The 12,188-nt window shown below is 68.9% G+C and carries 13 protein-coding genes and 1 tRNA gene; 11 read left to right on the top strand and 3 right to left on the bottom strand.

Translation table 11 applies throughout. The features are described from left to right. Positions 1–2: 2 nt before the first annotated feature. Positions 3–611, top strand: coding sequence for a maleylpyruvate isomerase family mycothiol-dependent enzyme (locus tag ACZ5BU_RS36030; RefSeq protein ID WP_465705408.1), 609 nt, complete (start codon positions 3–5; stop codon positions 609–611). Next, complete coding sequence (locus ACZ5BU_RS36025; protein ID WP_465705406.1) at positions 608–994, top strand: VOC family protein; 387 nt, start codon at positions 608–610, stop codon at positions 992–994. The genes ACZ5BU_RS36030 and ACZ5BU_RS36025 overlap by 4 nt, the downstream gene beginning before the upstream one ends. Here the strand turns inward: ACZ5BU_RS36025 and ACZ5BU_RS36020 are convergent. Next, positions 991–2,487, bottom strand: a complete 1,497-nt coding sequence (locus ACZ5BU_RS36020; RefSeq protein WP_465705404.1) for a serine hydrolase domain-containing protein — start codon at positions 2,485–2,487, stop codon at positions 991–993. The genes ACZ5BU_RS36025 and ACZ5BU_RS36020 overlap by 4 nt on opposite strands. A gap of 103 nt (positions 2,488–2,590) precedes the next feature. Here ACZ5BU_RS36020 and ACZ5BU_RS36015 point away from each other — a divergent pair, with 103 nt between their 5' ends. Further along, positions 2,591–3,124 (top strand): helix-turn-helix domain-containing protein, encoded by a 534-nt coding sequence (locus tag ACZ5BU_RS36015; protein WP_465705402.1) that lies wholly within the window; start codon positions 2,591–2,593, stop codon positions 3,122–3,124. Positions 3,125–3,129: 5 nt separating this feature from the next. Here ACZ5BU_RS36015 and ACZ5BU_RS36010 read toward each other — a convergent pair whose 3' ends face one another. Then, positions 3,130–4,155: an aldo/keto reductase gene (locus ACZ5BU_RS36010; protein WP_465705400.1), complete on the bottom strand. Its 1,026-nt coding sequence runs from the start codon at positions 4,153–4,155 to the stop codon at positions 3,130–3,132. Positions 4,156–4,265: 110 nt separating this feature from the next. On the opposite strand from ACZ5BU_RS36010, the gene ACZ5BU_RS36005 reads away from it, so the two are divergent. Then, entirely contained in the window at positions 4,266–5,135 is an 870-nt protein-coding gene (locus ACZ5BU_RS36005) for an AraC family transcriptional regulator (protein WP_465705398.1), read from the top strand. A gap of 345 nt (positions 5,136–5,480) precedes the next feature. On the opposite strand, the gene ACZ5BU_RS36000 is transcribed toward ACZ5BU_RS36005, so the two are convergent. Further along, positions 5,481–5,552 (bottom strand) — tRNA-Arg (locus ACZ5BU_RS36000). A gap of 80 nt (positions 5,553–5,632) precedes the next feature. Between ACZ5BU_RS36000 and ACZ5BU_RS35995 the strand changes: the two genes are divergently transcribed. The 7 genes from ACZ5BU_RS35995 (at position 5,633) to ACZ5BU_RS35965 (ending at position 12,182) form a co-directional block, all read left to right on the top strand. After that, a complete protein-coding gene (locus tag ACZ5BU_RS35995; RefSeq protein ID WP_465705396.1) occupies positions 5,633–6,466 on the top strand; it encodes a hypothetical protein in 834 nt (277 codons plus the stop codon). A 137-nt stretch (positions 6,467–6,603) separates the two neighbouring features. Beyond that, entirely contained in the window at positions 6,604–6,789 is a 186-nt protein-coding gene (locus ACZ5BU_RS35990; RefSeq protein WP_465705395.1) for a PspC domain-containing protein, read from the top strand. Between the two features lie 45 nt (positions 6,790–6,834). Further along, entirely contained in the window at positions 6,835–7,365 is a 531-nt protein-coding gene (locus tag ACZ5BU_RS35985; RefSeq protein WP_465705393.1) for a hypothetical protein, read from the top strand. 39 nt (positions 7,366–7,404) lie between these two features. Further along, the gene (locus ACZ5BU_RS35980) at positions 7,405–7,788 is read left to right on the top strand and encodes a VOC family protein (RefSeq protein WP_465705391.1); all 384 of its coding nucleotides are present in this window, start codon (positions 7,405–7,407) and stop codon (positions 7,786–7,788) included. Between the two features lie 40 nt (positions 7,789–7,828). Beyond that, positions 7,829–9,487, top strand: coding sequence for an arginine--tRNA ligase (gene argS, locus ACZ5BU_RS35975; RefSeq protein ID WP_465705389.1), 1,659 nt, complete (start codon positions 7,829–7,831; stop codon positions 9,485–9,487). Then, positions 9,484–10,890 carry a diaminopimelate decarboxylase gene (lysA, locus tag ACZ5BU_RS35970; RefSeq protein WP_465705387.1) on the top strand — a complete coding sequence of 469 codons (1,407 nt, stop codon included), beginning with the start codon at positions 9,484–9,486 and terminating at the stop codon, positions 10,888–10,890. The genes argS and lysA overlap by 4 nt, the downstream gene beginning before the upstream one ends. Beyond that, entirely contained in the window at positions 10,887–12,182 is a 1,296-nt protein-coding gene (locus ACZ5BU_RS35965; protein ID WP_465705385.1) for a homoserine dehydrogenase, read from the top strand. The genes lysA and ACZ5BU_RS35965 overlap by 4 nt, the downstream gene beginning before the upstream one ends. Positions 12,183–12,188: the final 6 nt, after the last annotated feature.

Below are 12,188 nucleotides of genomic sequence, written 5' to 3'. Positions count from 1 at the left end.
CTGTGGCGGGCGAGCGGACCAACCTCGCGGAGATCCTCGGCGGCCTGCCGGAGGAGGACTGGGACCGGCCGACGTTGTGCGCCGGCTGGCGGGTGCGCGAGGTGGTTTCGCATATCACGACGGCGTACCGGATCCGGGCGCCGCGGTTCGTCGCCGGGATGATCCGGGCCGGAGGCAACTTCAACCGGTACGCCGACCGGCAGGCCCGGCAGGACGCGGCCACGCTCACGTCGGCCGAGCTGGTCGATTGTCTACAGCAGAATGTCAACAATCCTTGGAAACCGCCGGGTGGTGGCTTCGAGGGCGCGCTCTCGCACGACGTGATCCACGGGCTGGACATGACCATTGCCCTCGGCATCGACCGCCAGGTGCCGCACGAGCGGCTGGAGTACGTTCTCGGCGCGCTGCAACCGCGGCATGTGAAGTACTTCGGCGTGGACCTGATCGACGTACAGTTGCAGGCCACCGATCTACCGTGGACGTTCGGCACCGGCCGGCCGCTCACCGGTACGGCCCAGGACCTGCTGATGGTTCTGAGCGGCCGCCACCTCCCGCCTGGTCACCTGTCCGGTCACGCCGCTGACCGCTTCACCGCAGGAGTAGCCCGATGATCATCAGCCTCCCGATCCAGGACCGCGCGCGCTCGTACGCGTTCTACCAACAGGCGCTCGGCCTCGCGCCGGTCGGTGACGAGCTAGGGCCGGACGGCATTCCCGAACCGCTGCAGTTCCGGCTCGCCACTGATGTGACGATGATGCTGATCCCGACCGGTGGGTTCGGCTGGGTCCTCGGCGACCAGCCGGCGGCACCACCTGGTCAGAGCGAATGCATCCTCGGGCTGCGCGTCGACAGCGAGCAAGCTGTCGACGCGGCAGCTGCGAAGGCGGCCGCCGCCGGAGCGGTGCAGGTCAGGGCACCAATTCGTGAGCCGTGGGCGTACCTGACGACGTTCACCGACCCAGACGGCCACCTGTGGATGGTCAGTACGGACTAGAGCACGCGGTGGCTGAACGCCTTCGCCCGGCGGCCGCCCGCGGGGTGGAAGCGGAACAGGCGTCCGCCGTACCGCAGCCACTCGACCTGGCCGGTGTTGCCTCGGACGAAGTTCGCGCGGGTGTGGGTGGAGGTGCCGTCCGGGTTGAGCGCCAGGACGAAGTCCTTGCGGTAGAAGGCGAACCGGAACATCGCCTGGCCGCCCACACTCGCTACGAGCTCGCCCTTGTCGGCCGTGACGTCCAGGCCGAGTTCCTCGGGCTTGCCGTCGAAGCCGATCTGCTGAGCGACGTACGAGCCCACGTACTCGGCCGGCCGCGTCACGGGCCTGGGTACAGCAGGCAGGTTGTTGAGTCCTGCGAACTCCTGCAGCGCCCAGTCGTCAGCGAAGAGCTCCGCCAGCAGGGTCGGCCCGCTCTCCGAGTTGGTGAGCAGGGTGATCGCGAAGTCCCGCTGCGGTACGAACAGGAACCCGGAGTGCTGGCCGGACCAGTCGCCACCGTGCTGCACCACAGTCGGCCCTTGCGCTGTGGGCCGCAGCATCCAGCTCACACCGGCACCGTTCAGCTCCACGAACAGGGTGCCGCCAGGACCCGGGTGTGACTGCATGGCGAGCCTGGTGCGGTCGCTGAGCACCTGGGGGAGACCACGGTGGCCCAGGTGGAACCGTGCGTACCGCAGCTGGTCCCGTGCACTTGAGATCAATCCACCCGCTGCATGCAGGCTCCGGGGCATCGCATCGAACGACGGCTCGACCACGGCCTTCCCGTCGACGACGTTGTGCGACGCAGCCACGCTGAACCCGCCCAGCTCGCTGCGGAAGAACCTGCTGTGCGCCAGCCCGAGCGGGTCGATCAGCAGCTCCCGTACGGCGGTCTCGTACGGCTTCCCGTACACGACCTCCAGCACACGCCCCGCGACGCCGAGCGCTGCGTTGTTGTACGAGAACACCTTCCCGAGCGGCGTGAGCTGCGGGACCTTCGTCAGGTCGGCGACGTACTTCGCGAGCGCGTCGTCGCCGTCCCCGGTGTCCTCGAAGTAGTCGCCCTGCCAGCCGGCCGAGTGGTTCAGCAGCTGCCGTACGGTGACCCGCGCCGCGACGGACGGGTCCGCGGCCGCGAAGTCCGGCAGGTATGCGCGGACCGGCCGCTCCAGGCTGATCCGGCCCTGCTCGACCAGCCGCATGATCGCGGTCGCGGTGAACGTCTTCGACGTCGAGCCGATCCGGAACACGGTGTCCGCGGTCACCGCCTCGTTGGTGTCCACGCTGGTGACGCCGAAGCCACGGACGTACTCACGGCCGCGGTACCAGACGCCCAACCCGGCGCCGGGGATCGCGTACTTCGCCATCCCCGCCTCGATCTTGTCCGCCAGCCGCCCGATCGCGGCGGGTTCCGGCACCTTGGTACCGGCCGATGAGGGCAGAGTGGTGAACGCGGCAACCGGTACGGCGGCCGCCGCGGACTTGAGCACGGTACGACGGGTGAGCGACACGTCAACGTCTCCTCGGGGCGAAAGGGTGAATGGTTCCGATGCCGCTATTATTACCATCGTTGGTATCAATGGATACCCTGAAAGAACCCTGATCGGAGCGCCGATGGACGAGTCACCGACCCCGGTCCTGGACGTCCTGCTACACCCGATCCGCTGGCGCATCGTGCAGCGGGTACTGGGCCGCGAGGTCACCACCACGGACCTCAAACGCGACCTGCCGGACATCCCCACCACGACGCTGTACCGGCATGTAGCCGCCCTGATAGACGCCGGCTACCTGACAGTCGTCCGCGAACGCAAGATCCGCGGCACCACCGAACGCACCCTCACCCTGGACCAGACCAAGGTCGGCCGGATCGACGAACGCGAAGCCCGCGCGATGACCCCGGACCAGCACCGCCAGGCCTTCCTGATGATGCTCACCCGCCTGGCCGCCGACTTCGACCGCGTGATCGGTACCGGCGACCTGTACGCCCGCGTGAACCAGCTCGGCTACTCACAACTGGCTATGTACCTGAGCCCGGAGGACCTGACCGACTTCCGGCAGCGCTTCGCCGAACTGATCGAGCCCTACCTGGCCGAGGCGCCTGGCAAGGACCGTGTGGTCCTGTCGGTCTTCGCCCTACCGGACAACTGACGCGATCACCGACGAACCGTACGGCGACGCAGCTGGGCGTGCTCGATCGCCGGGGGAGTGGCGGCGTAGTTGTCCGCGGCATCCAGTTCGGTGCCTGGTGGCACGATCTCGTCGATGCGGTCGAGCAGGTCCGCGGACAGTTCGATCTCCGCGCCGGACAGCAGGCTGTCGAGTTGCTCCTGCGTACGAGGACCGATGATCACCGATGTCACAGCCGGATGCGCGCGGACGAAGGCGGTCGCCAGGTGCGGCAACGTCATCCCTGCCTCGGCGGCGAGGGCGGCCAGTTTCGATGCCGCGGCCGCCTTCGCCTGACCTGTCCGAGTCGAGGGGTCGTAGCTGGACGGCCGGCTCGTCGCCCGGTGGCTCGCGGCCGGGTCTGTGCGGCCGGATAGCCAACCTCCGTTCAACGGGCTGAAGGTGAGTACCCCGAGGCCGTGCCGCTGCGTGACCGGGAAGACTGCCGCTTCGGGCCGCCGGGTGAAGATCGAGTACATGCACTGCTCGGTCAGGTACCGGTGCGTGCCGCGGCGGTCGGCGATCCACTGCGCCTCGACGATCGTCTCGGCCGGGAACATCGACGTACCGAAGGCGAGGATCTTGCCGACCTGCACGAGGTCCGACAGCGCCGACAAGGTCTCACTGTGCTCGGTGTCGTGGTCGGGGCGGTGCACCTGGTAGAGGTCGAGGTGATCCGTACCGAGCCTGCGCAGGCTGTTCTCGACCGAGCGGACGATCCACCGCCGGGAAGCGCCCTGCTCGTTCGGGTCCGCGCCCATCGGCAGGCCGAACTTGCTCGCGAGCACGACCTCGTCGCGGCGGCCGCGGATCGCCGTACCGACGATCTCCTCGGACTCGCCGCCCGAGTACACGTCGGCGGTGTCGATCAGGTTGATGCCGGCGTCGAGCGCGCGGTTGATGATCCGTACGGCGTCGTCGTGGTCGGGGTTGCCCATGGCGCCGAACATCATCGCGCCGAGGGCGTACTCGCTGACCGACAGGCCGGTGGCTCCCAGGATGCGTCGTCTCACGGCGGGTGCTGCCTTTCTCTCGTTGACCTGGTTCGATCACAGCACCGGTGCGGGCGCCGGCGTGAGCGTGATCCTGGCGCTGCCTTGCTCGATCCTGTCAACCTGGTGGTGTGGACCTGGTCACCGAGCTGCGGACGCTGATCTGCCGGTACGCGGCGAGCCGCCCGCGTGGGCACAGCACGCCGCTGCTCGACGGTGTCTGGATCGCCCGGCAGGACGCGCCGACCGGGCCGACCGGCGGGATGGCGGAGCCGTCGGTCGCCATCGTTGCCTCAGGCATCAAGCGGACGCTGCTGAACGGCATCCCGTACGAGTACGGCGCCGGGCAGTACCTGGTGGCCTCGCTGGATCTGCCGGTCGTCGGCCAGGCGGCGAAGGCGAGTCGCGAGGAGCCGTTCACTGTGGTCGGGCTGCGACTGCGCCCGGCCGAGATCGCGCCGCTGCTGCTCGAGACACCGGCCCGCCCGGCGCGGTACGCCGGTCTGGCGGTCAGCGACGCCACGGACGAGTTGCTGGATCCCGTCGTACGGCTGTTGCGGATCGCGGACCGGCCGGACGACGTCCGGGTGCTCGCGCCCGGGATCCGCCGGGAGATCCTGTGGCGGCTACTGACCGGCGAACAGGGCGGTCTGGTCCGCCAGATCGGTCTCGCCGACGGCATGCTGGCACACATCAGCGCGGCGATCGGCTGGATCCGCCGCAACCACAGGCGCCCGCTGCGGATCGCGGACCTCGCCGACCTGGCCGGCATGAGCCCCTCGACGTTCCACCGCCACTTCCGTACGGCGACGTCGATGACACCGATCCAGTTCCAGAAACAACTCCGCCTCCAAGAAGCGCGCATCCTCCTCAAAACCCGCACCACCCCAGCCGCCACCATCGCCCACCAGCTCGGCTACGCCAGCCCCTCCCAATTCACCCGCGACTACCACAAGTCCTTCGGCAAAACCCCAGGCGAAGACCGCTCCCCAGACCCCTAGCCGACAACTGAAGCGAGCGAAGCGAACCGCCCGCCACCCGTGAGCGAGCAAAGCGAAGCGCCCCCACCAGCGAGCGAAGCGAAGCGTCCCCACCCAACCCAGTGAGCGAGCGAAGCGAGGCGCCCCCGACCACTCAAGTGAGCGAGCGAAGCGAAGCGCACCCCGACCACCCAAAGCGAGCGAAGCGAAGCGGCAGCCAAGCGAGCGAGCGAAGCGAAGCGACCCACAGCGGGGGTCCGGGGGGCGGAGCCCCGCCGGGCGGGGTCTGGGGGTTGCACCCCCAGAAAACACGGCGGCCGATCCAAGTGCACGCTCTTTGTGCACACAGATCGGCCAGACCGGTCGCGCCCCCGGCAGGATTCGAACCTGCGCACCCGCCTCCGGAGGGCGGTGCTCTATCCCCTGAGCTACGGGGGCTCAGGAACGAGCAGAACAGTAGCAGGAAGTTCACCGGAATCCCGAATTGGGGTGCACGGCGGCGTGCTACAAACCGGTGCATGCGCAAACCAGGGATTTCTCTTGTTCTCGTGCTAGCCGCCCTCCTTCTACCCACCCAGGCCCACGCCGTCACCGGATGGCAGGTCGTCGGTTCCGACAACGCCCGTCCGCTCGATGAGAGTCAGGGACTCGCCACGGTCACCCGTGGCGGCAACACGCAGTACCGCTACACAGGTGTCGGCACGATCCCGTCGGACCTGCTGGTCCGCGGGTGGAACCATGTCGGCGACCCAGGCGCGTCGCAGGGCTGGTACGTCGAGCCGTACCAGCGTGACGACCGCGGCGGGAAGCTGTACCGCGTGCAGTCGCCGGCCGGCACCTGGTCCAACTACACGCACGCCCTGGAGTCCTGGGAGGCCAACAACAACAGTTTCGCCGCTGTCAGCCCTGACGCTCAGTGGCTCGTCACAGGTGAGTGGGGCACGATGGACCGCATCCTGGTCCTGCCGATGCCCGGTGTGGCCGCGACGGACCCGTCGAAGAACCTCCCGTACGCCGCTGCGATCCGGCTGGACCACCAGGTCCGCGACGTACAGGGCTGCGACTTCGTCAACGCTACTCAGCTCCTGTGCTCCTCCGACGACCCGGACGGCAGCCTGTTCGGTACGACGAAGCCCTTGCTCCAGGTGGACCTGTCAGCCCCGGTCGGCTCCAGCGACGTCACCGGCCACGTCACGTCGCTCGGGCAGCTCCCGCTGAAGAGTGGTTGCTCCGGCAGCTTCGAGGTGGAGGGCATCGACTACTACGAGAACGACGGCACCCTGCGCGTCGTCGTGATGTCCCCGGGGATCTGCGTCGGCATCGACAGCAAGACGTACCGCTTCCAGCGCTGACCCCTGCCGATCGTCGTACGGGTGACCCCTGAGCTCACCCTGGAACCCCTGCGAGGTGGGACCTTTCCGCCGTTGGACACCGTCATAGTGGACACAAGGCCCGACGGAGGCCCAACGGTGGAAAGGAAACCCAACTCATGGCCAGCTCTCTGGTTCGCCCGGTCAACGATCGCTGGATCGGCGGTGTGTGCTCCGGACTGGCTCGCCGGTTCGGTATCTCCTCGAACACGATGCGGTTGATCTTCGTGGTCAGCTGCCTGCTGCCCGGCCCACAGTTCCTGATCTACATCGCGCTCTGGATCCTGATGCCGTCCGAGCGCTGACCCCGGCGTCCGCCCGTTCCGGCGTACCTGGCAACCTGGCTCTCCATGAGAGCAGGCAGGTGGCGCCGGGCGGCCGGGACGGCGGGCGCGGTGCTCTTCGCCGGCAGTGTGCTCGGTGGCTGCCAGGTCGGCCCCGCGGCGCCGGCGGCTGCCGATCTGCGGACCGGCGCGCCGCCGTGGGACGCGCCCCGAGACGCCGTCTCGTACATCGACAGGGCGGGCTTCGAGCGACTCCCGCTGGACTTCTCCGGCCCGTCGCCGTACACGCTGAACATCGCGATCACCCTGGACGGGAAACCGGTACAGGTCGCGGCCGGGATCGGTGTCGACAAGCTCCGCGCCCAGCAGGCCGCCGTACACACCCACACCACCGACGGCGTCGTCTGGGTCGAGGCCAAGACCGCCGCCGAGCAGCCCACCCTCGCCCAGTTCTTCACCCTCTGGGGCATCCGGTACGACGCCAACTGCCTCGCTGACGCCTGCAAGTCCCTCAAGGTCACCGTCAACGGCCAACCTGCCGCCTGGAACACCAGCATCACCGCCAACGCCCGGATCCAGGTGACCGCCGGGCATTGACCCGGTTTGCCCGCTCCGATGGCGGGGGACCGGACGTGCGTGAAGGTCTTGAAGCTGCGGTGGGTCGGGATGGCGACGCGGGACTACCGGGCGATGTTCGAGTTCCTGCACGGCGTACTGGGACTCGAGGTGGTCTTCGCGGAGGACACGACTGCCGAGTTTTCGACGGCGGAGGGCGACACCGTGCAGATCATGGCGCCCGGGGACCGTTTTTTCGAGTTCTTCGCCCAGAACGCCGGCGGCCCGGTGCCACTGTTCGAGGTCGACGACGTACACAGCGCCACGCAGGAACTCCGGCAGGCCGGAGTGGAGCTCGTCGGGCTGCCGGGCCGGGACGAACGGTGGGAGTGGATCAACGTCCGCGCACCCGACGGCAATCTGTACGAACTCGCGAGCCGCCATGGCGTACCGCGCTGTGGATAGCGAGTCAAGGGTTTCGGGTGCGGGCCATTAGGCTGATCCGGTGACTCCGGAACAGCTCGCTGAGAAGATCCTGCAGGCCCTGGCCGCGCTCGCCGCCGACGGCACCATCACCGTCGAGGGCGGGCTGCCGCGCGAGCTGAAGGTCGAGCGGCCCAAGAACCCCGAGCACGGGGACTACGCCACCAACGTCGCGATGCAGCTCGGCAAGCGCGCCGGGCTGAACCCGCGCCAGTTCGCCGAGCTGCTGGCCGCCAAGCTCCGCGACGACGAGGCGATCACCGCCGTCGACATCGCCGGCCCCGGTTTCATCAACCTGCGGGTCGCGGCCGATGCCCAGGGCAAGGTCGCCCAGGCGATCCTGGAGGCGGGCGAGAAGTACGGCACCAGCGACAGCCTGCAGGGCCGGACCATCAACCTCGAGTTCATCTCGGCGAACCCGACCGGCCCGCTGCACCTCGGCCACACCCGCTGGGCCGCCGTCGGCGATGCGCTGGCCCGGGTGCTGACCGCGGCCGGCGCGAGCGTCTCCCGCGAGTTCTACATCAACGACCGCGGGAACCAGATGGACAAGTTCGGCGCCAGCCTGCAGGCCGCGGCGCACGGGCACCAGATCCCGGAGGACGGGTACCACGGCGAGTACATCCTCGACCTGGCCAAGCGGATCGTCGAGGAGGTCCCGGACATCCTGTCGCTGCCGGAGGACGAGCAGCTGGTCGCCTTCCGCGAGGCGGGGTACGAGCGCCAGCTCAAGGAACAGCAGGAGCAGCTCGAGCAGTTCCGGACCAAGTTCGACGTCTGGTTCTCCGAGCGTAGCCTGCACGAGCAGGACGGCGTACCGCACGCGATCCAGAAGCTTCGCGACCAGGGCCACCTGTACGAGGCCGACGACGCGTTGTGGATGCGGACGACCGACTTCACCGACGACAAGGACCGGGTGCTGATCCGGTCGAACGGCGAGCCGACGTACTTCGCCTCCGACGCGGCGTACTACGTGAACAAGCGCGAGCGCGGGTTCGAGACGTGCGTCTACCTGCTCGGCGCCGACCACCACGGCTACGTGAACCGGCTGAAGGCGATCGCTGCCTGCGCCGGTGACGACCCCGAGCACAACATCGAGGTCCTGATCGGCCAGCTGGTGAAGATCCTCAAGGGCGGCGAGGAGATGCGGCTGTCCAAGCGAGCCGGCACGATCGTCACCCTCGCCGAGCTGGTCGAGGAAGGCGGGGTGGACGCCCTGCGCTACACGCTCTCCCGCTACCCGACCGACTCGCCGCTGACGCTGGACATCGAGGAGATGACCCGCCAGGCCAGCGAGAACCCGGTGTTCTACGTGCAGTACGCACACGCCCGGCTCGCCTCGATCCTGCGGAACGCCGACGAGCTCGGGATCAAGCTGGACGAGTTCGACCCGGGGTTGCTCAGTCACGAGCGCGAAGGCGACCTGCTCCGCGCGCTGGCCGAGTTCCCGCGGGTGGTGGCCACCGCCGCCGAGCTGCGCGAGCCACACCGGATCGCCCGGTACCTCGAGGACACCGCGTCCGCGTTCCACAAGTTCTACGACAGCTGCCGCGTGCTGCCGCGCGGCGACGAGGAGGTGGAGCCGGTGCACAAGGCTCGCCTGACCCTGGTCTCCGCGACCCGGACCGTGCTCGCCAACGGGCTCGACCTGCTCGGCGTCTCCGCACCGGAGCGGATGTGAGGGCGCACGAGGCGGGCGCGCTGCACGCCGACATCGGCCACCGGGCACCGCCCTGGCTGCGCGCTCCCCGCGACCCCAACGAGCTGGTCCCGTCGCTCTGGTCGATGAACGCGAAGAAGGACGCCGACGGCGCCCTCGTGGTCGGCGGCGTCGACGTACGTGACCTGGTCGCCGAGTACGGCAGCCCGGCGTACGTCCTGGACGAGGACGACTTCCGGGCCCGGGCGCGTGCGTTCCGAGGAGCCTTCAAGGACTTCGACGTGTACTACGCCGGCAAGGCGTTCCTGTGTACGACGATCGTCCGCTGGGTGATGGAGGAGGGGCTGAACCTCGACGTCTGCAGCGGGGGAGAGCTCGCGGTCGCCCTGCGCGCCGGCGCGGACCCGAAGCGGCTGGGGTTCCACGGCAACAACAAGTCCGAGTCCGAGCTGGCCCGCGCGCTGGACGCCGGTGTGGGCCGGATCATCGTCGACTCGCAGCACGAGATCACCCGGCTGATCTCCTTGGCCGCCGAACGCAACACCGTCGCCCCGGTGATGATCCGGGTGACGGCCGGCGTCGAGGCGCACACCCACGAGTACATCGCGACCGCGCACGAGGACCAGAAGTTCGGTTTCTCGATCACCTCCGGCGCGGCCTTCGAAGCCGTTGCCCGGGTCAACGAAGCGCCCGAGCTCGAGCTCCTCGGGCTGCACTCGCACATCGGTTCGCAGATCTTCGACTCGTCCGGGTTCGAGGTGGCCGCGAAGCGCGTGATCGCCTTGCACGCAAGGGTTTCCGACGAACTCGGCGTGGACATGCCGGAGCTCGACCTGGGCGGCGGCTTCGGGATCGCGTACACCACGCAGGACGACCCGTCCGACCCGGCGCAGCTCGCGACCGAGATGGGCAAGATCGTCGAGCACGAGTGCCGCGCGTTCGGCGTCGACGTACCGAAGGTGTCGGTCGAGCCCGGCCGCGCGATCGTCGGCCCGGCGATGTGCACGGTGTACTCGGTCGGCACGGTCAAGGAGGTCGAGCTGGACGCCGGCGCGGCCCGGACGTACGTGTCGGTGGACGGCGGGATGAGCGACAACATCCGCGCCGCGCTGTACGACGCCGACTACTCCTGCACGCTCGCCAACCGGTACTCCGACGCCCCGCCGACGCTGGCCCGGGTGGTCGGCAAGCACTGCGAGGCCGGTGACATCGTCGTCAAGGACGAGTTCCTGCCGTCCGACGTACGGCCCGGCGACCTGGTCGCCGTACCGGGTACCGGCGCGTACTGCCGGTCGATGGCGAGCAACTACAACCACGTGCCGCGGCCACCGGTGATCGCGGTCAAGGACGGCCGAACGCGCGTTGTGGTACGCCGTGAGACCGAAGACGACCTGCTCCGCCTCGACATGGGGACCGCCGAATGAACGACAACAAACCTCTCAAGGTAGGCCTGCTCGGTTGCGGAGTGGTCGGCACCGAAGTGGTGCGGATCCTGACCGAGCAGGCGGACCATCTCGCGGCCCGCGTCGGCGCCCGCCTGGAGATCGCGGGCATCGCCGTCCGCCGTCCCGGCCGCGCCCGCGACATCGCGGTCGACCCGGCGCTGATCACGACCGACGCGCAGGCGCTGGTGTCGCGCGGCGACCTGGACCTGGTGATCGAGGTGATCGGCGGGCTCGAACCCGCCCGCAGCCTGATCCTGACCGCGCTCGAGCACGGCGCCTCCGTCGTCACGGCGAACAAGGCGCTGCTCGCGGAGGACGGCCCGACGCTGTTCGCGGCCGCGGAGAAGTACCAGCGCGACCTGTATTTCGAGGCCGCCGTCGCCGGCGCGATCCCGATCCTGCGGCCGCTGCGCGAGTCGCTCGCCGGTGACGACGTGATCCGGGTGATGGGCATCGTCAACGGCACGACGAACTACATCCTGGACAAGATGGATACCACCGGCGCCGGCTTCGACGAGGCGCTCGAGGAGGCGCAGGCACTCGGGTACGCCGAGGCCGATCCGACCGCGGACATCGAAGGCTTCGACGCCGCCGCGAAGGCCGCGCTGCTCGCGAGCCTGGCGTTCCACACCCGGGTGTCGATCGCCGACGTGCACCGCGAGGGCATCACCGAGGTGACCGCGACCGACATCGCCTCGGCCCGTGAGATGGGCTGCGTGGTGAAGTCGCTGGCGATCTGCGAGCTCGACGAGACGACCGACTCGGTCAGCGCCCGGGTGTATCCGGCGATGATCCCGCTCACGCATCCGTTGGCCAGCGTCCGGGACGCGTACAACGCGGTTTTCGTGGAAAGCAAAGCAGCCGGCCGGCTGATGTTCTATGGTCGTGGTGCCGGCGGCGCCCCGACGGCCAGTGCAGTCCTCGGGGATCTGGTGTCCGCCGCGCGCAACCGGCTCAAGGGCGTGCCGGGTGTCGGCGAGTCGTCGTACACCCAGCGGGCCGTACGGCCGATGGGCGACGCGATGACCCGCTACCACGTGTCGCTGGACGTGGCCGACAAGGCCGGCGTACTGGCGGCGGTGGCCCACGCGTTCTCGGAGCACGACGTGTCGATCCAGACCGTGCGCCAGGAAGGCCGGGGCAGTGACGCGCAGCTGGTGGTGGTCACCCACACCGCGACCGACGCAGCGTTGTCCGCGACCGTGGAGTCCTTGCGGGACATGGACATCGTCCGTGAAGTCAGCAGTGTGATGCGGGTAGAAGGCGAGTAATTCAAA

The organism is Kribbella sp. NPDC031520, assembly GCF_055580825.1.
This window is presented reverse-complemented; position numbering and strand designations above follow the sequence as displayed.